Annotated in this window: 18 protein-coding genes and 1 tRNA gene; 7 read left to right on the top strand and 12 right to left on the bottom strand. The window is 60.1% G+C overall.

Annotation, left to right across the window (positions count from 1 at the left end):
* Positions 1 to 396 precede the first annotated feature (396 nt).
* From H0921_RS06410 to H0921_RS06395, 4 genes are all read left to right on the top strand, one after another.
* Positions 397 to 1,074 carry a hypothetical protein gene (locus H0921_RS06410; protein WP_194537232.1) on the top strand — a complete coding sequence of 226 codons (678 nt, stop codon included), beginning with the start codon at positions 397 to 399 and terminating at the stop codon, positions 1,072 to 1,074.
* 329 nt (positions 1,075 to 1,403) lie between these two features.
* On the top strand, positions 1,404 to 5,450 hold the full coding sequence (locus tag H0921_RS06405; protein ID WP_194537231.1) for a hypothetical protein: 4,047 nt from the start codon (positions 1,404 to 1,406) through the stop codon (positions 5,448 to 5,450).
* A gap of 117 nt (positions 5,451 to 5,567) precedes the next feature.
* Complete coding sequence (nadB, locus tag H0921_RS06400) at positions 5,568 to 7,292, top strand: L-aspartate oxidase (RefSeq protein ID WP_194537230.1); 1,725 nt, start codon at positions 5,568 to 5,570, stop codon at positions 7,290 to 7,292.
* Positions 7,293 to 7,305: 13 nt separating this feature from the next.
* A complete protein-coding gene (locus H0921_RS06395; protein ID WP_194537229.1) occupies positions 7,306 to 7,908 on the top strand; it encodes a hypothetical protein in 603 nt (200 codons plus the stop codon).
* 216 nt (positions 7,909 to 8,124) lie between these two features.
* Here the strand turns inward: H0921_RS06395 and ispD are convergent, their stop codons facing one another.
* Entirely contained in the window at positions 8,125 to 8,862 is a 738-nt protein-coding gene (gene ispD, locus H0921_RS06390; protein WP_194537228.1) for a 2-C-methyl-D-erythritol 4-phosphate cytidylyltransferase, read from the bottom strand.
* Entirely contained in the window at positions 8,859 to 9,284 is a 426-nt protein-coding gene (locus H0921_RS06385; RefSeq protein ID WP_194537227.1) for a hypothetical protein, read from the bottom strand. The genes ispD and H0921_RS06385 overlap by 4 nt, the downstream gene beginning before the upstream one ends.
* A 529-nt stretch (positions 9,285 to 9,813) precedes the next feature.
* Here H0921_RS06385 and H0921_RS06380 point away from each other — a divergent pair.
* Positions 9,814 to 10,575 (top strand): sugar phosphate isomerase/epimerase family protein, encoded by a 762-nt coding sequence (locus tag H0921_RS06380; RefSeq protein WP_194537226.1) that lies wholly within the window; start codon positions 9,814 to 9,816, stop codon positions 10,573 to 10,575.
* Positions 10,576 to 10,743: 168 nt separating this feature from the next.
* Here H0921_RS06380 and H0921_RS06375 read toward each other — a convergent pair whose 3' ends face one another.
* The 4 genes from H0921_RS06375 to H0921_RS06360 form a co-directional block, all read right to left on the bottom strand.
* Positions 10,744 to 12,366, bottom strand: coding sequence for a sigma-54-dependent transcriptional regulator (locus H0921_RS06375; RefSeq protein ID WP_194537225.1), 1,623 nt, complete (start codon positions 12,364 to 12,366; stop codon positions 10,744 to 10,746).
* 67 nt (positions 12,367 to 12,433) lie between these two features.
* Positions 12,434 to 13,951 (bottom strand): hybrid sensor histidine kinase/response regulator, encoded by a 1,518-nt coding sequence (locus tag H0921_RS06370; RefSeq protein ID WP_194537224.1) that lies wholly within the window; start codon positions 13,949 to 13,951, stop codon positions 12,434 to 12,436.
* 17 nt (positions 13,952 to 13,968) lie between these two features.
* Complete coding sequence (locus H0921_RS06365; RefSeq protein ID WP_194537223.1) at positions 13,969 to 14,406, bottom strand: response regulator; 438 nt, start codon at positions 14,404 to 14,406, stop codon at positions 13,969 to 13,971.
* Positions 14,403 to 15,707, bottom strand: a complete 1,305-nt coding sequence (locus H0921_RS06360) for a sensor histidine kinase (RefSeq protein WP_194537222.1) — start codon at positions 15,705 to 15,707, stop codon at positions 14,403 to 14,405. Before H0921_RS06360 ends, H0921_RS06365 begins: the two co-directional genes overlap by 4 nt.
* Before the next feature lie 338 nt (positions 15,708 to 16,045).
* Here H0921_RS06360 and H0921_RS06355 point away from each other — a divergent pair, with 338 nt between their 5' ends.
* The gene (locus tag H0921_RS06355) at positions 16,046 to 16,288 is read left to right on the top strand and encodes a hypothetical protein (protein ID WP_194537221.1); all 243 of its coding nucleotides are present in this window, start codon (positions 16,046 to 16,048) and stop codon (positions 16,286 to 16,288) included.
* Between the two features lie 84 nt (positions 16,289 to 16,372).
* Here the strand turns inward: H0921_RS06355 and H0921_RS06350 are convergent, their stop codons facing one another.
* Complete coding sequence (locus tag H0921_RS06350) at positions 16,373 to 17,563, bottom strand: alpha/beta hydrolase family protein (RefSeq protein ID WP_194537220.1); 1,191 nt, start codon at positions 17,561 to 17,563, stop codon at positions 16,373 to 16,375.
* A gap of 79 nt (positions 17,564 to 17,642) precedes the next feature.
* Positions 17,643 to 18,242, bottom strand: coding sequence for a MarR family winged helix-turn-helix transcriptional regulator (locus H0921_RS06345; protein ID WP_194537219.1), 600 nt, complete (start codon positions 18,240 to 18,242; stop codon positions 17,643 to 17,645).
* A gap of 186 nt (positions 18,243 to 18,428) precedes the next feature.
* Between H0921_RS06345 and ilvC the strand changes: the two genes are divergently transcribed.
* The gene (gene ilvC / locus H0921_RS06340) at positions 18,429 to 19,499 is read left to right on the top strand and encodes a ketol-acid reductoisomerase (protein ID WP_194537218.1); all 1,071 of its coding nucleotides are present in this window, start codon (positions 18,429 to 18,431) and stop codon (positions 19,497 to 19,499) included.
* 60 nt (positions 19,500 to 19,559) lie between these two features.
* Here the strand turns inward: ilvC and H0921_RS06335 are convergent, their stop codons facing one another.
* From H0921_RS06335 to H0921_RS06320, 4 genes are all read right to left on the bottom strand, one after another.
* Entirely contained in the window at positions 19,560 to 21,578 is a 2,019-nt protein-coding gene (locus H0921_RS06335; protein ID WP_194537217.1) for a metallophosphoesterase family protein, read from the bottom strand.
* 24 nt (positions 21,579 to 21,602) lie between these two features.
* Positions 21,603 to 22,538, bottom strand: coding sequence for a formylmethanofuran dehydrogenase subunit C (locus tag H0921_RS06330; protein ID WP_194537216.1), 936 nt, complete (start codon positions 22,536 to 22,538; stop codon positions 21,603 to 21,605).
* A 64-nt stretch (positions 22,539 to 22,602) separates the two neighbouring features.
* Positions 22,603 to 24,255, bottom strand: coding sequence for a formylmethanofuran dehydrogenase subunit A (locus H0921_RS06325; RefSeq protein ID WP_194537215.1), 1,653 nt, complete (start codon positions 24,253 to 24,255; stop codon positions 22,603 to 22,605).
* Between the two features lie 350 nt (positions 24,256 to 24,605).
* A tRNA-Gly gene (locus H0921_RS06320) sits at positions 24,606 to 24,676 on the bottom strand.
* Between the last annotated feature and the right edge of the window lie 28 nt (positions 24,677 to 24,704).

Genomic DNA, 24,704 nt, shown 5'->3' with positions numbered 1-24,704 from the left:
TCGGACATTTTCTGCCTCGGCATCCTCGGGTTGTTCCTTTCGGATTGTTCCTTCAGAGAGGTCTTATTCCCACGCGATCTATTGGGTACGGAATTGACTGATGAGGGAGGGGTGGAAAAAGGCCAGTGCCCTGCCGGGATTTTGCGGAACTTTTTCCTCAGAAACAGATTCCATTACTAGTAGACACCACCCAAGAAGAGAGCCTTGAGAATCGGATTTCGGACAAGTTTGTCGACAAGTTTTCACTAAAGGACAGTGCACAGACTTGGGGCTTTTCAGGGAGCGAGTGAGTGTTGAGAGGCTGAATGATCCGGAAAATGTCACGGAAACGGTAACGAGAGAAGCGGCGGGCGGTCACTCAGGGTTTTGCGAGAGGGAGCTGTCATGAGGGCTTCAATGCACAGCCGTGTGGTGGGAACATGGGTATTAGGAGGCGCGATCGTTACACTTGCTGCGTTACGGGATCCCTCTGTACACGCCCAGGTGCCACCCCCGAAAAAGGCGCCGGATTATTCCGGGTACGTAACGGTGGGGGAGGTGGTGGGCGAGGTGGTCAAAGCGGATGATAAACAGGTGACGATCCAAGTGACGTGGTATGTGCCGCAGGTGAGAGGTGGAGGTGGGGTGCGGCGTCCGCCGATTGGCCGCGGGGGCAACTATCGTAATCCGTTTGCACCGAACAACAACCGGCCCCGGAATCCGCCGCGAGTCACTCTCAAAGAGCAGAAGCATGACTATGATTTCCGGATGGTACCGGAGTCCTTGATCCGCTTCAAGAGTCTGCCCCCGAAATACGACGAGAACGGCAAGCGGGTGTCCTATAGCAGCAAGGAGTTGGATGAATTGCGCGCCCCGCCGGGTGCCCCAGGTTACGCCGCTTCCCTGTTTGACTTAGCACCCGGTACCATTGTGGAAGTGGTGGCCATGCGGGACCGCAAAATCCCGGCTGCGAAAGTGACCGAGGATGATCTCTGTGTCAAATATATCATCATTCTCGGTTCCAATCGCCTCACGCCAAATCTGCCTCCCGAAAAAGAGACCAAAGCCGAGAAGAAGAACAAAGCGAAGAACTGACCTCTTTTCTAGCCTCTGCTCCCTTTGCACCTTTCAGCATGGCTCAATCTTCCTCCATGCCCGTCGGGCATTTTGTTGTCTGGCCGATGCGTGCGACTTTGCCTGGGGTCCAAAAACCTAGTTTACGGCCTTGGTCAACCGAATTCCCTTCCGATGAAGGAGGAGGGGCCAGATTTGGGATGGCGTGGGAAATGGGCGGCGATTTCAAACGGTTTGCTCCGCTGGATCGTCGGAAGGATAAACGCCGACAAGCGAATATAATGAGTTAGCTGGGTCTTGCGGAATGCGGTAGCACGATGTGAGGGGCCGAGTTCGTTGGAGAATCCACGATGTCCACACTAGCGGCACACAAGCCGGAGGTCGGAACGCGATCGCAGGCAGTGGTGGAAGAGCAGTTGGCCGAGGCGGTCAGCCGCATCCGCGTTCATGATCTGCTGCTGGGTGTCCTGCTGGTGGCGACCTGGACGGCGGCCTATGCCGTGATCATGGTTGTGGCGGACAAGTTCTGGGTGCTCCCCGACTGGCTCCGGCAGATTGGCTGGGGAGTATACGTGTTGGGCGTAGGGGGGTTGGTTTGGTGGGGACTGATCCGCCCCCTGCGCTCGCGCATCAATCCCCTCTACGCTGCCGCTCAGGTGGAAAAGACCTTGGAAGACCCCAAGAATCTGCTCACCGGTTATGTGGATGTCCGGGAGCGCGGGCAGACGCCGGAAGCCATCCAACTGGCCCTCTCAGTGCGAGCGGCCCAGGTCGCTCGTGCCGCGGATGTTAATCGGGCGGTGGACCATCGAAATCTGCTCTATCTGGGGCTGGTATTCGGGATTCTCGCCGTCATCCTTGCCGCGCTCTTTTTCTCCTGGCGGGTCACGCAGTTCAGCTCCTTGCTGCGCCGGGCTTTTCTTCCCTTCACCCCTCAGCAGATCGCCACACGCACGCAGATCACCCTGCTTGATCCGGAAGGGGGCGATACCACGATTACGCAAGGACAGACCTTCAGCGTGAAAGTTTATCTGGGCGGCCGAATTCCCTCGGCAGAAGCGGAAGACCGCCCGCGCTTGCTCCTCCGCCACAGCTTGCAACAAGAGGAGTACGAGGAGATTCCCCTCCAGAGTGGGGAGACGGCCCGCCATTGGCAGGGCAAGGTCCCGGATTACCTCGCGCAAGTCGGCTTTTGGTACAAGATCGCGGCAGGTGACGCCGAAACCCCCGAATACCGTGTGACGGTCCGGACCTTGCCGCTGTTTACCGATTTCGAGGTCCAGTATGAATATCCGGCGTACATGAATCGGCCCCCTGATCGCGCCAGCGGTCCCTATTTGCGGACGTATCGTGGAACTCGGATTACCCTCCGAGCCAAAACGAATCGGGAGCCGATCCGCGGGAGTTTGGAGTTTGAGGCGCAGCACCTCGACCCCGTCGAGGGCCAGAAGGTGCCGGGCTTGCCGGACAGTCTGCAATTCACCTTCACCGCGCGTGAGGGAAGCCGTTACCGCCTCCGCATGGACACTTCCGTAGGGGAAACCAAAGTCGACTCTCCCTGGTATCTCCTAACGCTCGATCCGGACCTGCCGCCGATCGTCAGGATCACTCAGCCCGCCGATGCCGAGACAACCCTCCCTGCGAATGGGACCCTGATGGTAGATGGCCATGTGGGAGACGATTTCGGTGTGGACAAGGTGCGCCTGCGCTTGCGCTTGCAAGGGCGTGACTTGCAGCCGATCCCCTACATGGAAGGCCGCTCTTTCCGCCGGGAACGTGATCACACCTGGCCCACCTACCTGAGCTACAAACTCTCCGCTGACCTGACACGCCTTCACTTCGCCGATAAGGCCCCCTTCCATCCCCAGGAAGGGATGGTTCTCGAATACTGGGTGGAAGCTCTCGACAATTGCAGTGAAGCTCCGCCCGTCAAGGACTGGAATGACCAAGCCGGAAATGTGGGCCGTTCCGAAATCCGCCGCCTGCGCTTGTCGGCTCCCCTCACTCAACCCCAGGAGCAACAGCAGCAGGAACAGCAACGCCAGGCTCGGCAGCAGGAAGAACAACGCCACAACCAACAGCAGCAACAACGTCTCGACACCGAGGACCGCACTCCGCCTCAACAAGGCCAGCCACAGCCGAAGGAAGGTCAACCCCAGCCTAAAGAGGGTCAACCTCAGCCCCAAGAGGGCCAACCACAATCGAAGGAAGGGCAACCCCAACCGAAGGAGGGTCAGCCACAACCGAAGGAAGGTCAACCCCAGCCTAAAGAGGGTCAACCTCAGTCCCAAGAGGGCCAGCCACAATCGAAGGAAGGGCAACCCCAACCGAAGGAGGGTCAGCCGCAAGCGCAGCCGAAGGAAGGTCAACCCCAACCCAAGGAGGGTCAGCCACAGCCGAAGGAAGGTCAACCCCAGCCTAAAGAGGGTCAACCTCAGCCCCAAGAGGGCCAGCCACAGCCGAAGGAAGGGCAAGCGCAGCCGAAGGAAGGGCAACCCCAACCCAAGGAGGGTCAGCCACATTCCACCAACACGCCGCAAGCTAAGGGAGGACACGAATCCCGCCCGGATGCTTCCAGCGGCACACCGCAGGGCGGTTCTCCGGATCAAGCGCCTATGCCCAAGACACCGGAGCAGCGGCGGCTGGAGGAACAAGCTCAGCGTGTCCGGGAAGAACTGGAACGGCAAAAGCAGGAGTGGGAGCGCCAACGAACCGAGGGAGGGACAGCCAAGCCGTCGCCATCAGCGGCGGAGCAACCGCGTCCAGAAGCGGGGCAGCCCAAACCGCAACCGCCGTCTTCAGGCATGCCAGATGCCTCCGCTCCTGATGTGAGTCAGCCCAAACCTTCGCCTGATGACACGGGTCAGCCACCGGCGGAATCACGCCCCCTGTCGCAGAGTCAGGCGCAAGGCGATCCCCAGAAGGGGTCTTCGGCTGTTCCACCGGGAGAGGAACGTCCAGCACCAGCCCCGCAGGCTCAGGAAACGGCTTCGGCACCGAGGGAGACCAAACCGGGTCAAAGCCCATCCACGGACAAGTCTCCGAAAGAGCCTGCCGCGCAGAAGTCCGGCCCAGATTTGCCCAAAACTGGTATGCCGTCCTCTGGGCAGTTGGCGAACAAGGAACCAACGCCGCCGGACAAATTGCCCCGTAGCGGCGCGAATGACATGAATCCGTCATCGCCGATGTCGTCCCAGCCGAAGTCTCAGGAGACTTCTTCTCCGGTGCCGGGTGCTCAGGCAGCAGAGAAAAAGGGGGAAACTCCGGCGCAACCCAAGGGCAGCGGCTTGACAGCCGAGCAGCGGCGGGAACTGGAACGAGCTGTGGAGGACCTGGCCAGCGACGATCCCCAAAAGCAACAAGCGGCGCGCGACAAGCTGGATAAGGCTTTAGGGCAGCAGGCCCGCCAGGCCATCGAAAAAGAATTGCAACAGCGGCAGGCCGAATGGGAACAACTTCAGAAAGATTTGGCCTCCGCGGATCCCCAGCGCCGCGCTGCTGCCGAAAAACGCCTGGAGGAATTACGCCGCGAGGCCCAGCAGCACTCGAAGGATGGCCAGGCCGGACGGCCCAAGGACTCCGCCGCCAAAGGTTCGCAAACAGAACCGGGTCAGGTGGATCAGAAGAATCCAGCTAACGCCGCCGGGGCGAATAAGTCCACCCCCAAACTCAGCCCGGAGGAATTGAAAGCCTTGGCGGAAAAAGCCCGAGACTTGACCTCACCCGATGCCAACCGACGGCAGCAGGCCGAACAAGCTCTAGATGAGAAATTGGGCCGCCCCGCGCGTGAGCAGTTGCAGAAGCAATTGCAGGAACTCCAGAAAAACCAGCCTGCGGACGATCCGCAACATCCGCCGCAGTTGCAAAAGGAATTGCAGCAGCGGTTGGAAGAGTTGGCTCGGCAGCAAGAGCAGACCCATCCATCCGGCGAACAACCGGGGATCAGCCGAGGGCGGATCGATCTGGACAAGTACTTGCCGCGAGGTGGGGCTACCGCCGATCCCCCCGCAGCGGAACTGGAAGCCGATCCACGGCATCAGGCCCGCGCCGCCGCCTTGCAACTTGAGGAGTTTGAACGGCACCGCAGCAATGAAGAGTTGCTCCGGCGCCTGGGCTGGACTCCCGAAGAATACGAACGCTTCCTGGAAGCGCAGCGGCAGTACGTGGAACAATTGCAACGCCAAGCCCAAGCCTACGAAGAACGCCAACCCAAGACGCCGCCCTCCAATCCGGCTAGTGCTCCCACAATTCGTGCAGGAGGCGCTGGGAAAGTGGAAAGCCGGCCAGGAACAGGCAACGGGATTGGTGGTGTCGGGAGTGCGCCGATAGCCCCGCCGGGATTCGAGCAGGCCGGAGAACGCTTCTTCGAGGAGCTGCGGAAACGCCAGAAAAAGTGAACCGCTCTGTCCTCTACCGTAAAGAAAATAAGCCGGTGGGTCAGCCAAGAAGCCGTCCGCGGCCTACAACGGTGATAAAGCAGTCTTCTTTTCGTGTCCTGAATCCCTCATTGGTCTATGCAAGCACCGCGGTATCTTGTGAGTTTCGATGCCGATACCGCCCTGCACCGTTTCACGGATATTTTGGTGATCGGGGCAGGGATAGCCGGCCTGCGCGCCGCCTTGGAAGTTCCTCCAGACCTGGCGGTGCTGGTTGTGACCAAAGATCGACTCACTGAGAGCAACAGCACGTATGCTCAAGGCGGACTGGCGGGGGTATTGTCACCGGAGGATCGCTTCGAGGACCATGTTCAAGATACACTGATTGCTGGGGATGGCCTGTGTGATCCTGAGGTGGTGGACCTAGTGGTGCGGGAAGCTCCTGGTGAAATTGAGCGCCTGATCCAGTGGGGAACTCGCTTTGACGTAGAGAACGGCAGTTTGGCCTTAACGCGGGAAGGGGGGCATAGCCACCGCAGGATTGTCCATGCTTTGGGTGACGCTACAGGCTTTGAGGTGATGCGGGCCATCATTGCCCGGGCGCGGCAGATGCCCCATATCACATTGTGGGATGATTCGTTCACCCTGGACTTGCTGACGGACGAGGGCCGATGCGTTGGGGCGATTTTGCAGCGGGGAGAGTGGGGGCGCATTTTGGTGTGGGCGAGGCAGGTCATTCTCGCCTCTGGCGGATGTGGCATGGTGTATCGTGAAACGACGAATCCGCCTGTTGCCACGGGGGATGGTATGGCTGCGGCTTGGCGCGCCGGCGCCCAGTTGCGTGATATGGAGTTCATGCAATTTCATCCGACCATGCTCTATGTAGCCGGCTCAGCTCGCTACCTTATCAGCGAGGCAGTCCGTGGCGAGGGAGCCTATCTCCGCGATGTGCACGGCGAACGGTTCATGCTGCACTACGATCCGCGAGCCGAATTGGCGCCCCGTGACATCGTCGCTCGCGCCATCTTCCAGACGATGGAACGGACCCAGCATCCGAATGTCTATCTGGACTTGAGTCATCTCGATCCGGAAAAGGTGCGGCAGCGTTTTCCTGGGATCAATCGGGTCTGCCGGGCCTTTGGCTTGGACATTACACGGGATCGGATTCCCGTGCGGCCGGGCGCCCATTACATGATCGGTGGTGTCACGGTGGATCGGGATGGCCGGACCACTCTGTCGGGCTTATGGGCCGCGGGAGAAGTAACGTCCAGCGGGTTACACGGGGCTAATCGTCTCGCTTCCAACAGTCTGATCGAGGGTTTGGTGTTCGGAGCGCGTTGTGGGCGCTTTGCGGCGGAAGCTGCTCGCTCGGAGCGGGAGCGGCCGGTGCCTCGTTCCCTGCGTTTCCTGTTGCCGCCGCCGGATAACAGCGACCGCTTGGATATTGCTGACCTGACCGCTTCTCTCCGAAGCCTGATGGTGCGCAAAATGGGTATCATCCGTGATGCCCAGCGGTTACGTGAGGCCCAGCAAGACGTGGATTTCTGGTGCCGGTACGTCCTGTTCCGCGAGTTCGACACACGCGCGGGATGGGAATTGCAGAATCTGCTCGCCGTCGCCCGCCTCATGATTGATGCCGCTCTCCGAAGGGAGGAATCCCGCGGAACACATTTCCGCAGCGATTTCCCCCAGCGTGATGATGTCCATTGGGCTGGCCGCCACGTTCTCGCTCCCCCGCGTCAAGAGATCCCCGCTGCCGATCTGCATCCCGCCCCTCTTTCCCATCCTGTAGATGCCACCGAGCGGTCATCACCGGCTGCCCCTGAACCTGTTCCAGTACGATCGCCCATCGCGAACCCTTGAGGAGGAGTTTCCCATGCGACGCCATGCGCTACTACTGCCCTTGGCTTTCTGTCTGCCTGCACTTCTGTCTGCCCAGGAACCGAAAGGGGGAAACAAGCCCATGTTGGGCGTCTCTTTGGAAATCGTGGCTAAGAAAGATGTGTATGTTTTCGATGGGGGCGGCAAATCCCCCGCGGAATACAAGCAACACCTGGAAACGATCGCGGCCCACCTGAAAAAGGGGGAGTTTGTGGATCCGCCTAAACCGCTGAGCGTCGATTTGGTCTTGCGCCTGACCAACACGACACAGGAACCCATCACCATCTATGTGGGAGGCGATCCGAACATCTATACTTTCACCCTCAGTGGTGGTGCTGGAGTGGTGACGATGAACAACCCTGTCGCTTTCACTACCGACTTTCGGCTGCCCAAGGCTGTGACATTAGCTCCTGGCAAAAGCTATGAGCAGCCGGTTCGGATGCTGGCCGATGGCCATCGTGGCTTCGCACGCCTGCTCTTTTGGACGGGGCCGGGCGAGTACACCCTGACGGCGGAATACACCCTGGCGGATGCCGAGGGGCGGAAAACAGCGACCGTCAAAAGCGCTCCCGTCAAAATCACGGTCAAGGAAAAATAAGGTTCCTCGCCGAGTTGAGAGGAGAATCCAGTCGAGAGCGACGGCGCCCAAATGTTTCGTGGTACGCCCAGGATGCAGACAGCGCGGTACTGCAGGGACGTGGCTACTGATGCAGACGGTCAGGGACCTTGATTCTGCGCCGCAGAAACAGGGGCGTGCCGGGGATGCAGTATGTCCAGCCGATGGGATGGCAACTGCCTGGAGCTAGGCGGGACGTTACCACTGGGCTTCGTCGTGGAAGCCGAGACGGGAGGCGGATTTCTTGGTGGCCCGGAGTTTGATCACGGCTTCCGCCAGTTCCAGGTCTTCGGGAGTAGTAATTTTGAAGTTGAGCGGAGAACCGGGGACAATCATCACCGGATGGCCCGCGGCTTCGACCAGTTGGGCATCATCCGTAATCGGTTCGCTGAGCTGGGAACGCTGGGCGTAGGCTTGGACGAGCCAGTCACGGCGGAAAACTTGCGGGGTTTGGGCCTGGAACAGTCCCTGGCGGGAAACCGTCGAAGTGATGCGCTGGTGCTCCACCTGCTTGAGGGTGTCGGTGACAGCCAGGGCAGGAATGGCCGCTCCGTGCCGCTGAGCCGCCGCGAAGACGGTATCGATGAGGATGTGAGGTGTCAGCGGGCGTACAGCGTCATGGACAGCAACAAATGGCACATCTTCGGGAATACGGGCCAAGGCGTTAGCCACCGAATCGCAGCGCTCCGTCCCGCCGTCTACCACCTCGGCATTGGCAAAGGCGATGAGATGCGCGAAGCGCGTGCGGAACATTTCCCGATCTTCGGGGGCGACGACCAGGTAAAGTTTGGTCACATCATCACGGCTCCAGAACAACTCAGCGGCGCGGAGCCAGACAGGTCGACCATCCAGACTTACGAATGGTTTCTTCTCACGTCCTGAGAAGCGCGTCGAGCGTCCGGCAGCGGGCAGAATCACGGCGATCGAGGCGGTCATGGCGGTGGACTCCGCGACAGAAGGGCCTTTAAAGATTGTTCTAGCAACTGTTGCCACGCTGCGTAGCGCTCCTGCCATTGTTGGCAGCGGTGCTGTACTGTTTCCGCCCCGCGATCTGCGGATTGCACGCTCTGCTCCACAGGTTCCAAGAGAGCTTGCCATTCCGGCTCAGGCGGGAGGCATGACTGTGCTGCCGACATTCGTCGGCAGGCCTGAACCTTGTCGTCCCCTGCCTTCGGGTTGGCCCCCTCCGGCACCTGGTGAGGAACTGGAGCACCTTTGTCTGCTGCCGGGGTATGACCCGTCTCGTTGCTTTGGACAGGCTGATGGAGCGCTTGTTCGACCTGTTCCAGCCAGACCGCCGTTTGGGCCGCCATCTCTTCTAAGGTTTCCAGCCAGTGGGCAATCGGCAGACGTGTCATGCGATCTTCCCCCTTCCCTCTGCTGTTCCAGCGTCCCCCGCCGTGGCGGTCAGTTGTATTCAGCCGCCCTACCTTGTTCGCCTGATGAAGTATCCTGTTACCCCAAGGGTTGAACGCTCAGGCGGAGCGGATTCCTGGAATGTCCGAATCCCTCCGGCGTTGCCCCGGATGCGGTAATTCCCCCATTTTGCCGGACACCCCAAGGAAGCGGCCCGATCAGGCGTAGGAGTGCCAATCCGGTCCTTCCTGCTTGTCCCGGAGACGGGGATTTAGCGTTGCAGGCAGATGAGGGGAAGGGCGATTCCGTGGGATGGGTGCTGGATGGAAGGGTTGGAAGCACCCCCGCCGATTTTCCGGCATTTTTTCCTTGCGTTTGCGAGGGAAGGATGGTATGGGGCCAACTCCCTGCTGGCGTGCGGGGGATGACCGGAAGTATCCGCACGCGTCTAGCGGGGTGGGCCTTTGGACCGCCGTCAGGGGGGAAGACGGGCGGTAGTTGGATGGCCGATACAAGTGGGGGGACCTGACCGTGCACGTCGTCTGTTCCACGCTGTGTTTTGGACGCCGCCCATTAGAGGAGGCTCTTCGCTGGATTCGGGCGTTGGACTTTTCCATGGCGGATTTGGCGATTGGCGCTCATGGGCCGCATTGGACGCCTGCCCAAGTGGCCGCGGATGGGGCCGCCTGCTTGCAATTGCTCAAATCGGCCAATGTGCCTCTAGCCGCCATTCACGTCGATGTGCGGGACCAACCGCCGGATCAAGCCCGTGCTCAATTCCGTGCTGTGGCGGCCTTGGCCCGGAGTACCCTTACGCCGCTGCTCACCATCCCCGTAGCGCCTCTGGGGTCGGACATTCAGACCGAAGTCGATCGCTTGCGGGACTATCAGCGTCTGGCTGCGGCGGAGGGACTGCTGCTGGCCATCGAAACTCATCGGGAACAACTCACCGCGGATCCCGAAGTGGCCTTGATGTTCTGTCGAAAAGTCTCAGGCTTGGGGATAGCCTTGGACCCCAGCCATTATCTGGTGGGACCCCATGGTAAGGTCAACTTTGACGCACTCTATCCATATGTTCTCCACGTTCGCTTGCGCGACACGGGCAACCGGCCGGAACAATTCCAGGTCCAAGTCGGCCAGGGAGAGGTCGAATACAGCCGGATCATCGCCCAGTTGGAACGGCAGCACTATCAGCGGGCTTTGAGTGTGGATATCCACGACATCCCGGAGTTCCCCTACGCCATCGATGTCGAAGTCCGCAAACTCAAATACTTGCTCGAATCGCTGGTATAAGTTTGGCGCTGGCGGCCTGAGACGGGGGTTTTGGTTTTAGGTTCGGAGTGCACGAAGTGTGGAAGCATCCTGCGAAGTTTTAGATGGCGAGCAGGGACTCTTCTGGCAGAGAGGGAATGATTGGAGAGATGTACCCTGGATTTCCCAGGTAAGCGAGTTTGGGGCCAATCAGGGTGCTGGCGATGATGGGCTGGAAGGATGGTTGCCGGTTCCTGAGGCTTCCTGGCCGGGGCTGGGCGGCGAACTCCCTGTCTGGCCTGACTCGCGCAAACGGTGCTTATCTAACAGGCGGTAGAGGGTGCGCCGACTGACGCCGAGCATACGTGCGGCATGGACTTTGTTCCCGTTGCAGCGCTGAAGGATTTCGATGATGTGCCGCCGCTCGACCGCTGCCAAGGTGTATTCGCTGAGAGCCGGAGCGGGTACGGCAGGGGGAGCGAAGCCGACAAGCGGGGGAGTGATTGGCCCTTCGCTAGCTATCGGGGCAGTTCGCGAAGGAATCGGCCCGGCGGCGGTTGGTGTCAGTCCTCCTGCTGCAGAGGTGGGAGGAGGTGAGCTAGTTGGCGGCGGGATCATAGGAGGGCCGCTCAAGCGGGCCGAACTCACGAGATTTTCCGGCAAATCCGCCGGGGTGATGACATTGCCGTCCGCCAGGATTTGCGCACGTTCCAGGACGTTGGCCAGTTCACGGACGTTTCCCGGCCAGTCATAGCGGCAGAGGATGTCAAGAGCTTCCGGGCTAACGGTCAGCGGTGTGCGGCCAATGGCCCGGCTGGTCAGAAAGTGGGCTACCAACTCCGGAATGTCCTGCCGGCGCTCCCGCAGGGGTGGTAAGGTCAAGGTAATGACATTGAGGCGATAGTAGAGATCATCCCGGAAACGGCCATTGCGGACTTCCTCTTCCAGCGGCTTATTGGTAGCAGCTAGGATCCGCACATTGGCGTATCGATCCTGGGTGCTTCCCACCCGGCGGTAATGGCCGTTTTCCAGCACGCGGAGCAATTTGGCTTGCAAAGCTGGAGACATCTCGGCCACTTCATCGACAAAAAGTGTGCCTCCTTCCGCCACCTCAAACAAGCCCGGTTTGGAGCGATCCGCGCCGGTGAATGCCCCTTTTTCGTGACCGAACAATTCGCTCTCCAGTAAGCTCTCTTGCAACGTGGCACAGTTCACAGCGATGAATGGATGATCCCTCCGACGGCTGTTGGCGTGAATGGCGCGGGCGACCAGTTCTTTACCTGTACCGCTGGGACCCCGGATCAGCACGGTCGCATCGGTGGGAGCCACCCGCTCGATCAACTGGAGCACCCGTTGCATTGCCTCGCTGGACCCTACCAGGCGATACCGCTCGGACTCGAAAGTCAGCGACTTGAGGTAGCGCCGCAGCCGTTGGTTTTCCAGACGGAGTCGCCGCACCTCCATCGCTCGTTCCAGAACGGGCAGAATGTGTTGCAGGCGGAAAGGCTTAAGGATGTAATCGAACGCCCCGGACTTCATTGCCTCTACCGCCGTTGGAATCGTCCCCTGGCCCGTCATGATTATGCCGACGAGATGGGGATCGATCGCCAAGGCTTGTTTCAGTAGCTGAATGCCGTCCAGCTTTGGCATCATTAGGTCAGTCAGCAGAATGTCGAATTCACCGTCGCGGAGGATTTCCAAAGCGCGCTGGGGTACCGGCAGACCCTCGACAGTAAACCCCTGTTCGCTGAGCGAATCGCACAAGGCCCGCATCAACTCCACTTCATCATCCACGACCAGCAAGCGACCTTTGCTGGAAACCAGTTCGCTCATATCGGTTCCCATCTGTTCTGAATGTTTGGTGAAGATAAGACGCTTTGACCCTTACTGTATGATATTTTCAAGCGGAGGCGTTTCGCTCGCCGGGCGGATTCACCACTTGACCCGAAACAGGCAGGGCAATCCGCACGGTTGTCCCGTGCCCCGGCTGGCTTTCGATCGTGATAGAGCCGTGATGTTGCTGTTCAATGATCCGCTTGCAGATGGCTAAGCCCAGGCCCGTACCTTTGCCTTCTTCTTTGGTCGTAAAGAAGGGGTCGAACACCTGAGGCAGATGTTCGGGCGGGATGCCGATACCGTTGTCGATCACTTCCAGCACGACGGCAGGCGCTCCCTGTTCGAGTGCTCCGCGGCGCAGGCGCACGATGAGGCGTCCGCCCTGGGGCATGGCATCGGCGGCGTTGCTCAGCAGATTCAGCAGTACCTGCCGGAGTTGTTGCCGGTCGGCATGGATTGTTGGGACATCGGGGCCGTATTCCGCCTGGACTTCGATGCGGCGCTTGCGCAGATGATGGCTAAAAAGCTCTAAGGTTTTTTCCACCTCTTCTGCGAGGTGCACCGTCGAGAATTGGTCATTTCCGGGCCGGCTGAATTGCAAGAGATTGGCGACCAAGCGGCACATGCGCTCGACTTCCGCCTCGATGATTTCTAGGGCTTTACGCCGGGAATCAGAGGGGGGCGTCTTGGCCAGGATCCCTTCCAGGCGCAGGCTGATCGTGCCCAAGGGATTATTCAGCTCGTGGGCAATGCTGGCGGCGAGTTCTCCCACGCCCGCGAGTCGGGCCGCTTGCCACAATTGCCGGGTCGTCTGCCGGAGTTCTTCCGTTTTGGCACGGAGTTCTTCCAGGGCTTGTTTGCGTTCGGTGATGTCCCGCAGAATCAGGGTGCAGAAGGTCTGGCCCTGCCGTTCCACGCGGGCGCAGGACACCTCCAGCGGCACGCGGCTGCCATCGCCCCGGCGGCCTTCCATCTCGCCCAGGCTGAAGGATTGACCCGTCGCGGCATCCTGTTGCTGCCAGCCCTCCGGCAGAAAGATTTGGATCGGCTGTCCGATAGCCTGGGCGGCTGGGGTGGCAAAGATGCGTTCCGCTGCGGGATTGAAGGTGGTGATCCGGTGGTATCCATCCACCGTGATGATGGCGTCAAAGGCGGTTTCCACGATCGCCGCCAAACGGGCCTGGGATTCGGCCAGTTGCCGTTGCAGGCGGACCTGTTCCAGGACCCGGTGCACGGCTTCCGGCAGATAATCGAGATATTCCGGCGACTTGAAAATGTAGTCCTTGACGCCGGCCCGCAAGGCCCGCACGATTAGGCCATCGTCATGCCGGCCGGTGATGAGAATCACGGGCACATCATACCCCGACGCTTGCAGACGGCTATAGAAGCTCAAACCATCCTCCGGCTGGCCATCGAAATGCTGATCCAGCAGGAGCAGGTCAATCCCGCCGCTTTGCAAGCGCTGCCAGGCTTGGGTGGCATCGGCGGTCCAATAGGTAGCATAGCCGGCCCGTTCCAGGCGGCGCTGTTGCAACCGGGCGGTCCCAGCATCGTCTTCGAGGATCAGAATCGTCGCGGTCATGCTCTCGCCTGCCCGCTTCACGCCGAGGGTGAGGAAGGGGGTGATGGCAATTTGACAATCTCCAGGAACATTCCCAAACGGCGTAAGGCTTCGACAAAGCTTTCATACCGCACCGGCTTGGTGATGTACACGCTGCAACCCAAAGCGTAGCACCGATCCACCTCGCGGGGGTCATCCGTGGTCGTCAGCATGATGACGGGGAGCTTACTCGTATGGGGATCGGCCTTAAGTTGCCGTAGCACCTCGATCCCGTCCACGCGCGGCAGGTTGATGTCTAGCAAGAGGAGGAGCGGCTGGCCGTTACCGCCTTGGCGGATATAGTCCAACGCCGCCTGACCATCCGCGACGCGCACTATCGGGTTGACCACGCCCGCCCGCTTGAGATTACGCTCGATCAGTTGCGCGTGTCCATCGTCGTCTTCGGCTAGCAGGATCACCAAGCGTTCATGCGTCATGCGGAGGATTCCTCTTTTGCTATGCTGGAGTTTATGGGAGTCGAGGGGAGAGCCGGCAGGGTGAAGTGGAACGTCGTCCCTTGATGAAGTACCGATTCCACCCCGATGCTGCCTCCCATCCGTTCCACCACCCGCCGGACAATCGCCAAGCCGATGCCTTCCCCCTTGCTGGAACCCGATGGCTTGGAGTGGAAGGGTTGGAACAGACGCGGCAGCAAGGCCGGATCGATCCCAACACCGTTATCGGCGACAAAATAGGTGTGAAACGTCGTGGAAGACGTGGGGCGATGCCCGATGACAATTTGCCCTCCCGTAGGGCGATCCAGCGCTTGGAGCGCATTGTGGAGTAGATTGGCCATGACTTGCTCGACCGCATCGGGGTCAGCCCAGGCCATGGGGAGCGGTTCTATGGTGACCGTGGCTTGGCGCTGGTGGATCATCGTTCGATGGGCATCGACCACTCGGCGTGCGATCTGCTCCACATTGACCGCCTGCCAGCGATACTCGACTCGTCCCGCCCGTGACAGCCGGAGCAAGCCGTCAATGATGCGGCTGAGGCGTTCCACAGCAGCCTGGATGTAGCCGAGCGATTCCCGAACATCTCCCTGAAGCAACGCTTCCCCAGCGCTGCGGACCTCCGGCGGCACGCGAGGATCGCGAAGCAGCTCTCCTATCTGCCGGACCGCCACCTCCAGCTCCTCGCTGAATCCCATCAAATTGACCAACGGGGAGCGCAAGTCGTGGGAGACACTGTAAACAAACATTTCATTTTCTTGCGTTTTCTCCAACAACTCTTGATTTCGCTTCACGAGTTCAGCGGTATGCTGCCGGACTTGCTCTTCCAATTGCTGATTCCAGCGGAGCAGGGCATCCTCGTAGCGCTTGCGCTCTCCCGCATCGCGGATAATAGCCGTCAGCCACAATTGCTCCCCAGAGCGCAGCTTGGAGATAGTGACTTCGATGGGAAAGACCTGGCCGTCCTTTCGCCGTCCATGCACGACTCGGCGGGAACCCATCCGCCGCGACTCCACAGGTCCCCGCGCGAACTCCTCCATGTCCCGCGGGTGACTCTGATGGTACTGCTCTGGGAGCAGCACATTCAAAGGCTGGCCCAACACCTCGGACGACTCGTATCCGAACAGGCGAGCCGCACCACGATTGAACAAAACAATCCGATGCTCGGAATCCACAGTGACAATGCCATCTTCGGTGGCATCCAGAATATCCGCCAATTGCTCGGGAGTCAGATGGTGCAACACGTAGGACCTGGCGAAATTCTCGCGGAAGGTAAAGTTCTCCATGGCCAATTCCGTCTGTTACAATTGTGCGGAATTTGCACGGCTCGTCAATAGCTCACTGTGCATTTTTGGCACAAAAGGATCCCCTCATCTGATGCAAAATAGCACATTACCGAATCCGTTGCCGATGGCACACAATTCCTGTTCCGCAGGAAAAAGCAATACAATTCAGCTTCTGGTATGAAAACGGGGTGCTACAAGTTCCTGGCAAGAGAATCCGGGTGAAGCTAGCACGGTACCAGCCTATGGACTTCGGCATCCACTTTGCTGTCCTTTCCCACTGGTTTTTTCGTGAGAATCGCGTGCCGATCACTTCGGAGTTCCCTCCAAGGAGAGCCTCCATGAATCTCACCACCGAGGTGCCCCCCGCTTCGGCACTGGAGGAGCCAACGGCTCGTGTCGCAAAAGACATCGTGAAGCAACATCGGAGCCATTTGCGGGACCTGGAAATTCTGATCACGCGCCGCGGGATCATCCTGCATGGTCTAGCCCGCAGCTATTACGGTAAGCAGTTGGCCTTTCATGAGGTGAGCCGGCGATTGGGCATGCGGGTGATTGCCAACCATATCGTGGTGGAAACCTGAGATCGGAAGGAATGCAAGATTGAAGGCGGAGTCGGGCTGCGGTAGTTCCAAAGGTGATTCCAAGTTCTCGCGGGCGCTCTGCCGTTATTGGCGTGGGGCGGGGGTACGCAAAACGGTGTCGAGGAGATGGTAGGCCTTGTGCCGCATGGCTTCGGGGAAATCGTGGCCAGCTTCGGGGTACTCGGCTTGAAGCCGATCGGCATGCCCGTACAGCGCGAAGACGGGCCGGGCAGCGGTGACGATTCTCCGTACACTCTCGACCTGGAAATTATGGTCCTTTTGCGGAGCAACCACCAAAACATGCCGCGGAGCTAAAGCGGCGATCAATTCGTAAAAATCGAACGGAATCTCAGCGAGCTTGCCGCGATATTGGGCTAATTTGGGCATGTAGCGGAGCTGGCACCAGCCGCGCTCCGGCTGCCAGTTTTTCTCGTCTCCCCCGTAGTAATCGAGGAACGAATCGAAGCCGCAACTGGACACGACGACCTGAATTCGCTCATCCCACACGGCGGTGAAGATGGAGTTGTGTCCGCCCAAAGAGTGGCCGATGGCTCCGAAAGCGCCGCCGTCCACATATGGCAACGATTGCAAATAGTCCAACGCCCGGATGTTGTCCCACACCGCTTTGAGGGTCCCGCTTTCCCAGCCGAGTTTCTTGAGATCGGGTTGATAATGGGCCAGCAGGGGATAATTCGGGGCGAAGGTGACGAAACCCCGCTCTGCCAATTCGGCCGCATAGGCCCGATTGGCCCGCCCCCCTAAGCCGACGACCACACCATGCCCGATGGTGTTATCCGTGGGATGGAGGCAGAGTACGGCGGGAGCCTTCTTGACCTTACCCTCCCGGATCGCCTTGGGAATCAACAAGTAGGCCGGCACGCGGCAACCAGGTTCAGATTGATACGTCAACTTCTGGCGAATGTAGGGGCCAGCATCGACTTGCTCTTCCACCTGAACCTCCAAGGGGCAGCGCTTCTGAGGTCCAGGCAAGCGGCCCATGATGGCTTCCATCCCTCGGCGGATTTCTGCGCGGCGATGCTCCCATTCCTGAGGCGACTGTGCGGTGCGAATCCGTCCCTGAGCGTCTCGATACGCTAGCAACTGCTCGCGAGGCAGCCGTGATGGGGCAGGGCGCTCCGCCTGTGCGGCACTTCCGCGGAGGGCGGCATCTGAGAGTAATCCCAAATTGGCTGCCGTGAGCACCAGGAGAAACCAGCCCGTTGGGGAAGAAAATGGACTCAATCGTCGAACCACATGGGCAGTCGCGGCAGTCATGATCGTTCCGCCTCGGTGAGGATGAGTTTTGCCTGGAGATGCCGCTTGGGTTGCTAGCATCCGGCTCTTACGCCTGATTCTATCCGGCGGGCGTAGGGAAGGAAGGCCGCGGGGAGGAGGTATAGGGCGGTTCGCGTGGAGCGGCCTGAGAGGAAGGCGGGCGTTGCTCCAGCCGGCGTTGCTCGAAGAGCGTGAGCCAGCGGCGGAGCAGGGTAATGAGGAGTTCCTGCTCGCGGGGCGTTAGGGGCGGTAAAGCCTGACGCGCTTCAGCCAAGCGTGCGGCAATGGCGGCATCGATGACTTCCTGGCCTTGTGGGGTCAGGTGGATGATCACCTTACGCCGATCGTCCGCGGCGGCCCGACGTTCGATGAGTCCGGCGGCGGCTAACCGGTCCAAGCGGGCCGTCATTCCCCCACTAGAGAGTACGACACTGTGAAGCAACTCGGTTGGTGTCAAACCACCCTGGGGGCTGTGGCGGCGCAGCGTGGCTAAAATGTCAAATTGACCGAGTGTCAAGCCCAACGGTGCCAAGACGGCGGCGACGCTTTCTTCCAGGCGTTGTGCCAGAACTAGCACTCGCCCCACAAGGTGCAGAGGGCTAGGGTCCAAATCGGGTCGTGCTCGCTGCCAAGCGGCGATCAGCTCGTCCACCACATCCCGGAGTGCGTCTGTTTGCATGAGTGAAACTTTGAGATCGAGAAACTTATTTTCAAGATTCTTGACTTCGAGATATTATCCGATTACACTCACGCTATCCGCGGGGCCGAACTGCGGCTAGATCAGCGGCAGAAAGGCTTCCTAGGCGGAGGTGGGAAAGCTAGAGACGCGACAGCACGAAGAACTTCAGCCGCGTGAGGGCAGGTCATGAAAGAAATACGCATCGGTGACACGGTCGAAGTGGCGATCGAGCGGGCCGATTATCCACCGGAGCGGGTCCGGGACATCCTCAAGGATGAGGTGGTGGCGGTGATCGGCTATGGCGTACAGGGGCGTGGGCAGTCCCTGAACATGCGGGACAACGGCGTGCGGGTGATTGTCGGCCAGCGAAAGGGGAGCAGCACCTACGACAAATGCCTGGAGGATGGGTGGAAGCCGGGGGAGACTCTGTTTGACCCAGAGGAAGCAGCCGCGCGCGGCACGATTGTGCAGTATCTGCTCTCCGATGCTGGACAGAAGGAGATGTGGCCGCGCATCCGCCCACATTTGACGGCGGGTAAGGCGCTGTATTTTTCCCACGGCTTTGCCATCGTGTTCCGCGACATGACCGGTGTGATCCCGCCCCCCGACATCGACGTGATCATGGTGGCGCCGAAAGGCTCCGGAACGACCGTCCGGCGTCACTTCCTTGAAGGGCGCGGGATCAACAGTTCCTTCGCCATTTATCAGGATGCCACGGGCCGGGCGCGAGATCGCTGCCTGGCGCTGGGTGTCGCCATCGGTTCAGGCTATCTGTTCGAGACGACGTTCGAGAAGGAAGTGATTTCCGACCTGACCGGCGAGCGGGGAGTTCTGATGGGGGCGATCTACGGTTTGTGGTTGGCCCAATATGAGGTGCTTCGAGAGCATGGTCATTCGCCGAGTGAAGCCTTCAATGAGACGGTCGAGGAGGCGACGCAGAGTCTTTATCCGCTCATCGGGGAGCGGGGAATGGACTGGATGTATGCCAATTGTTCCACAACGGCGCAGCGGGGAGCGTTGGATTGGTTCCGCATCTTCCGCGATGCGACCAAGCCGGTATTTGAGCGCCTGTATCAATCCGTGGCCTCAGGCGCGGAGGCCCGGCGGGTGCTGGAGGCCAATAGCCGCCCGGACTACCGGCAGCAACTGGAAAAGGAATTGAAGGAGATCGCCGAGAGCGAGATGTGGCAGGCGGGGGCCATTGTGCGCTCCTTGCGTCCGGAAAGCCAAGCGCCGCCGCCGCGCCCCGCGAGTTGACCTCTCCGTGGGGAGTTGGCCTGTCACTGGAGAGATTCTCGGCTTTGGCCAGCGGGCAGGTCACGGCGTTTTCGCACCACTCACGTTCAAGACGGTTGCCGGCGGCTCGAAGGCGGGTTGGAGGTGCTCCAGCTCGCGGCGGGTGCCATCGTCCCAGCGCAGGCGGAGAGTGTGGGGGCCGATGCGAAAGGTTTTCGGCTGCCAGGACCGGCCGCGGATGCGCAGGGTATAAACGATGCTGCCGTCACTTTCGTCGATCAATTGAACGACGGGATCATCCCGGTCCGTTTGCAAGCGGGGCAGGTAGCCGATGGCTCGGCGGCCGTAGTTGTCCTCCTGGGTGATAGTCTGCGGCCAGCCGGGATATTGGGTGGCTCCAGGCCGGGTTACATCGACGAAGCGCGGCCAGCACTCGACCAGGATCGTGCGAGTGGATTTGCGGAAGCGGACGACGCCGAAACCGGTACCTTCGTAATTCTCTCGGCTGGGATTGGCATAGGCAGTGATGGTGATTTTGTTGCCCAGACCGTCGTGATAGTCTCCGGTGAAGGGAAGTGGGGAGTTGGGCCACGGACGCTGGCTCTTTTCCAGGGGATGCCAGGCGCGGCCGTAAAGATTCCAGATACTGGGGCAGGTGAATTGCCAGCCGCTGTCGCGCCAGTCATTGATGCCGTGGTGGATGAGGGTGGCCAAGTGCTGGTCGCCGGCAATCATAAAGGCGAACCCTTTACGGATTTCCCGAAGGGCGGCGTTACGCCCCGACTGAGGCCAGCCGTTGCAATCCAGATCGGCCGTGAGGCGCTCCTGCTTCGGACCGTGGAGATGGGCAGCTCCGGCAAAAGTGGTTTGCGATAGAACGCATTTCATGACCGCGCCCTGCCAGTCGGCAGCCCATTGCTGCAAGAAGCGCAGTTGCCGTTCGCCCAGTAAGGTGGCTTCGGGAACATCCACCGTGCGCGGGTCGAAATCGGGATCGACGACATGATCGGGCCGTGGTCCACGAATTCGGACCAGGCCATACGGCCCGCTTTTCCATTTGCGGTCTTCGAGGATAGCAAAATCGATTCCTCCGACGATCAGACGGGTGTAGTAGACGGTGATGCCGCGGGCGATGGGTGTGGGGTCAATGGGATCAGGCAGGTGGCCGCACTGCTGCCGCTGGACCATGTTGACGTATTCCACAGGCATGATGTAACCGCCATCGGCTCCATCGGGACGCAGGGCGGGCTTGCCGCCCGCACCCCAGAGATTGGGATGGCCGACATCGTGATCATCGGGAATCGTGACGGTGGGCCGATCTTTGATGACTTCGCCAAACTGCCGCCCGAACAGCAACCAGGCGGCCAGGTGATTCTTATGGTCATAAACCTGGTCCCCGGCGAAAAAGAGGAGGTCCGGGTTGATCGCCTGGAGATTGGCTACCAGGTCCGGTCGGGGATTGCGATCCGTGCCCGCGTTGCAGGAGAGGCAGGCCACCACGATTTCGTCCTTATCACGGGGATCAGCCCGGATCAGCCCTTCGTACTGGCTGCCGGCAGGATGGGTGATCCGATAGCGTGCGCTGCGTGTGTCATCCCACTTTTCCACCCGAAAGACTGTGCTCCATCCCATGCCATCCACAGCTTGCTCGGCGATGCGTTCCCATCCCTGGCCGCGATCCAGCCAAAGCGTTACTTGGCGGGATTCTCCCGCGGGGACGGGGTAAAGCTGAACGTTGAGCTTGAGCACGCCTTGATGCGTGGTGTAAAGACAAAAAGCAATGAGGCGGTCGCGAGGGACGGCAGGGATGGTGATAGGCCCTTTTTCTCGCTTGGGTTGATAGCGGCCATCTGGTCCCTGGAACTCCTTGGGAATGCGATCGAGGCGCAGCGGCAAGGAGGGCTGTTCCTTGCCTTCGGTATCTGCAGACAAGGCAGCCGAAGAATGGGATGAAAACACTTGTGCAGCAGATGACTCGCCCCCCGAGGAGTAGGGTGAGGAAGCGGGCAGCGGTGAGAACAAAAAAACTAGCCCCATACCCGGCAGAAGTAAGGCAGCCCATCGCAGGTAGGAACAGAGACTTGGGCGGAACCCGTACATGACAAACCCTCCTGAATGAAACGATCAAGGTTGTGGTTCCCAAACCAGGATTTCGCCTCGACCGGGAACGGAGCGATCGCCGATCCAGCGGTGGTAGAAACCCTGGCGGTGACCGTGGGGCAGGTGGATGCCAAAGGGTTGGAGATAGCGGGCGTAGAGGGACAGGAAGGTGGGCTGATAGAGGCAGCAACGTCCGAAAGTAGGAAGCAGCGATAGGGGGACAAGGGAGACGATGGTGCCGCGGGCCATCCAGGCTCCCGTTCGCAGTTCGGCACCGCTGAGTAGGACGATGGTTCCTCCGGTCATTTGCAGACCGGCGAAGTCCCGCACAGGTCCGCGAATGACGATAGTCCCCCGCCGCATCCGCATGCCAATTTCAATGCCCGCGGAGCCATCGATCACGATAAGTCCGCCCCGCATGCCCACGCTGCTGCCCCGGTAGGCGGCTCCGACCTGGCCGCCCGCATCGCCGTGGATATGGATAGTTCCCCCACTCATCTCCGCGCCGACCCAGTCGCCTGCTCGGCCAAACACTTCGATGGCTCCGCCGCTCATATACGCCCCCAGGTGCATGCCGGCTGCGCCGTAAACGGACAAGCGTCCCTGGCTCATGCCGCGGCCCAGCCACTTGACCCGGCTGGCATCGCCATGCACTTCGATCCAAGGCGCCACCGGGCCGGACCGTTCCGCTGCTGCCACGACCTCGACTGTGAAAAAGTCCTCGAGACGGCATTGACGTTTGCCGTGGAACACGGGTAGGGCAGCGATGTCCGCTGGCGATAGTCCGAGAAAGCGATCCGGTGAGATGACTTCCGCTTCCAGTGGTACGGCGGGCGGGTACTGGAGTGTGAGGATGACACGGGGAGCCTCACCGGCTGTTTCCCTGAGAACCTCGCTAGCAGAGGGAAGCGGACCAAAAGCAGAAGCAGGGGCGGCATCGCTAGGCTGCGGGGTTGTCATGGTTCTTTCCTCGGCGGTAAGTTTGCGGACCGGTCTTATGGAGAGACTGGTCACACGCCTACACTTACGTGGTGCGGGCACCATCGGCTGCAGGAGTCAGGCATTGCAAACGGGGGACATGCTCCTCAGCGACCGGATAGTTCTCGAATGAGATGGTGTAATACTGCTGGAACAGAGGGCGCAGATAGTCCTCGATTGCTGGATCGTAGGAGGGGGTCACCGCAAATTGCCGTCCTTCGATGCTGGCACGGAGTTCACCATCATCGATGATGATCACTCCGTTTTTGAGAACGTAACGGGGATGGGCGAATATCTGCTCGATATTGTCGGAGCGATTGTAGATCACCACGTCGGCATCAGCACCGGGGCCGAGGTGCCCTTTGTGGGGTAGGCCGAGCATGCGGGCCGGCCCGGCGGAGGTGATAATGGCGATTTCAGATAAGGAATATTCCCGTGTCAATTCCGGTAGCAGCAAGCGGGAGCGGGCCTTTTCAGGGATGGCCCGAAGCTGTTCGCGGCGATAGTCGGCATTCATGAGCAGATGGATGATTTCCGGGTAGCGCCAGAAGGCAGCCCCGTTGGGGTGATCCGTGGTCAAGGCGATGCGCCACGGGTCGGTGATAAGCAGCAGCAATTCCAGCCCCACGGCCCATTGCACGGCATTGGGAATGCTCTTTTCCTTGTAGGTGTAGGGAACGACGCCGCAGCCGGTCTCGTTTTCCACATCGAGGTTGCCCCACTTGCGGCCGGTCAGTTGGTAAAGTAGGTGTTGCCACGGGCCATCTGCGGTGACGGTGACCGTAGTGCCGAAAAGCACTGCCCCTGCATCTGCCGTAAACAGAGGATGGCTATTGAAGTAGTCCGCGATTTCGGCGGCGGCAGAACGCATGGACAGCCAGTCGTCACCACCATAGGCGTGATATTGCAGGTGGGCGAAGTGAACGCGATGGCCATCCAGCACACGCATAGTTTCCAAGGTCGTCAGGAAGTTCCCCGGTGCGCCGAGATTGTTGCAGTGCAAATGGAGGGGGTGGGGTAAATGCAATTCATCGCAGAAACGGGCCAAGGCCGCGACGATTCGCGCCGGAGTCACCCGCTGATACCCCGGCACCGGCTCGTGCAGCCCCTTGCAGTCCTTCCCCCACTTCCAGCCAGCGACACCGCCCGGATTAACCGCCTTGACCCCATACGCCTTGGCCGCATGCAGATACCAGGCCAGCACCTGCCGTGCCCGTTCGTCTTCCCCCTGTTCCAATAGGTCCAGCAGGATTTCGTTATTGGCCATCAGGACACAAGCGGTTTTGTCCAAAATCGGTGTGTCCGCCAGTTCCTCATGCGTATGGCGGGCGGACAGGACGGGGACAGCCGCTTCGTTAGCGGTGGTCCAACCCATGCCGGCGTAAACATATCCGGTGGCGAAAGTCGTCGGTGTCGTGCCGACTAGACCCGCGCGGCGATGAGTTGTGCGATATATCGGAACCGCCCGGCGGTGCTGCTCCGGGATCATACCGCGGGCGAAGTTCAACGCCGCTCCGCCAATGTGAGTGTGAACATCCACACCCCCTGGAAACACGAGGCAGCCGGATGCATCGAGCACCGGCGCATCCGGGGGCAGCTCCGCCACAATCCGCCCATCCTCGCCGATGCAAATATCCCGCACCTCGCCGTGACAACCGTTGCGGGGGTCATATACCTGTCCGCCTTGGATCCGCAGCATGGCTTGGCATCCTCATGCATTCCCCGGCCTCTTCGCTTTTTTCTAGGACGTTCCTTCTGGGGGTGTCCTCATTCTTCTGGCCGATCTTCTGGGCCATCCGCCCATTCTCCAGAGCGGCGGCTTTCCCCCCTGCCACATTCGAACAAGCCCCGCCTGGTGTTGAAATTGGGGACATCCGCACCAAGGACGTCAGGGAAGAGGACGAGAGGGGGAGAGAACACTTGGAGCTTCGCCTTCTGCTGCCGCGAAGATTGACCGGACGCGGAGAGAAGGAGGTTAGGACGAGAAATTGGGGGATCGTGTGTGGGTCACAACAGGAAGGATAAGTCGAAAAGCTGGATTGGAACAAGAGCGGGATAGGGGAGTTGAACCCCTGTCACCAGCTTGGGAAGCTGGGGCACGGCCGCTATACCAATCCCGCAGGGAGCATCAGCATTTTAGCAGCCTGG

The organism is Thermogemmata fonticola, from assembly GCF_013694095.1.
In the GTDB taxonomy this organism is placed as follows: domain Bacteria; phylum Planctomycetota; class Planctomycetia; order Gemmatales; family Gemmataceae; genus Thermogemmata; species Thermogemmata fonticola.
The sequence above is the reverse complement of the archived record's forward strand: the minus strand, read 5'-3'. Positions and strand labels throughout refer to the sequence as shown.

Coding starts and splice junctions, on each gene's coding strand:
- H0921_RS06410 (WP_194537232.1), top strand. CDS start 397: ATGCACAGCCGTGTGGTGGGAACATGGGTATTAGGAGGCGCGATCGTT.
- H0921_RS06405 (WP_194537231.1), top strand. CDS start 1,404: ATGTCCACACTAGCGGCACACAAGCCGGAGGTCGGAACGCGATCGCAG.
- nadB (WP_194537230.1), top strand. CDS start 5,568: ATGCAAGCACCGCGGTATCTTGTGAGTTTCGATGCCGATACCGCCCTG.
- H0921_RS06395 (WP_194537229.1), top strand. CDS start 7,306: ATGCGACGCCATGCGCTACTACTGCCCTTGGCTTTCTGTCTGCCTGCA.
- ispD (WP_194537228.1), bottom strand. CDS start 8,862: ATGACCGCCTCGATCGCCGTGATTCTGCCCGCTGCCGGACGCTCGACG.
- H0921_RS06385 (WP_194537227.1), bottom strand. CDS start 9,284: ATGACACGTCTGCCGATTGCCCACTGGCTGGAAACCTTAGAAGAGATG.
- H0921_RS06375 (WP_194537225.1), bottom strand. CDS start 12,366: ATGAGCGAACTGGTTTCCAGCAAAGGTCGCTTGCTGGTCGTGGATGAT.
- H0921_RS06370 (WP_194537224.1), bottom strand. CDS start 13,951: ATGACCGCGACGATTCTGATCCTCGAAGACGATGCTGGGACCGCCCGG.
- H0921_RS06365 (WP_194537223.1), bottom strand. CDS start 14,406: ATGACGCATGAACGCTTGGTGATCCTGCTAGCCGAAGACGACGATGGA.
- H0921_RS06360 (WP_194537222.1), bottom strand. CDS start 15,707: ATGGAGAACTTTACCTTCCGCGAGAATTTCGCCAGGTCCTACGTGTTG.
- H0921_RS06355 (WP_194537221.1), top strand. CDS start 16,046: ATGAATCTCACCACCGAGGTGCCCCCCGCTTCGGCACTGGAGGAGCCA.
- H0921_RS06350 (WP_194537220.1), bottom strand. CDS start 17,563: ATGACTGCCGCGACTGCCCATGTGGTTCGACGATTGAGTCCATTTTCT.
- H0921_RS06345 (WP_194537219.1), bottom strand. CDS start 18,242: ATGCAAACAGACGCACTCCGGGATGTGGTGGACGAGCTGATCGCCGCT.
- ilvC (WP_194537218.1), top strand. CDS start 18,429: ATGAAAGAAATACGCATCGGTGACACGGTCGAAGTGGCGATCGAGCGG.
- H0921_RS06335 (WP_194537217.1), bottom strand. CDS start 21,578: ATGTACGGGTTCCGCCCAAGTCTCTGTTCCTACCTGCGATGGGCTGCC.
- H0921_RS06330 (WP_194537216.1), bottom strand. CDS start 22,538: ATGACAACCCCGCAGCCTAGCGATGCCGCCCCTGCTTCTGCTTTTGGT.
- H0921_RS06325 (WP_194537215.1), bottom strand. CDS start 24,255: ATGCTGCGGATCCAAGGCGGACAGGTATATGACCCCCGCAACGGTTGT.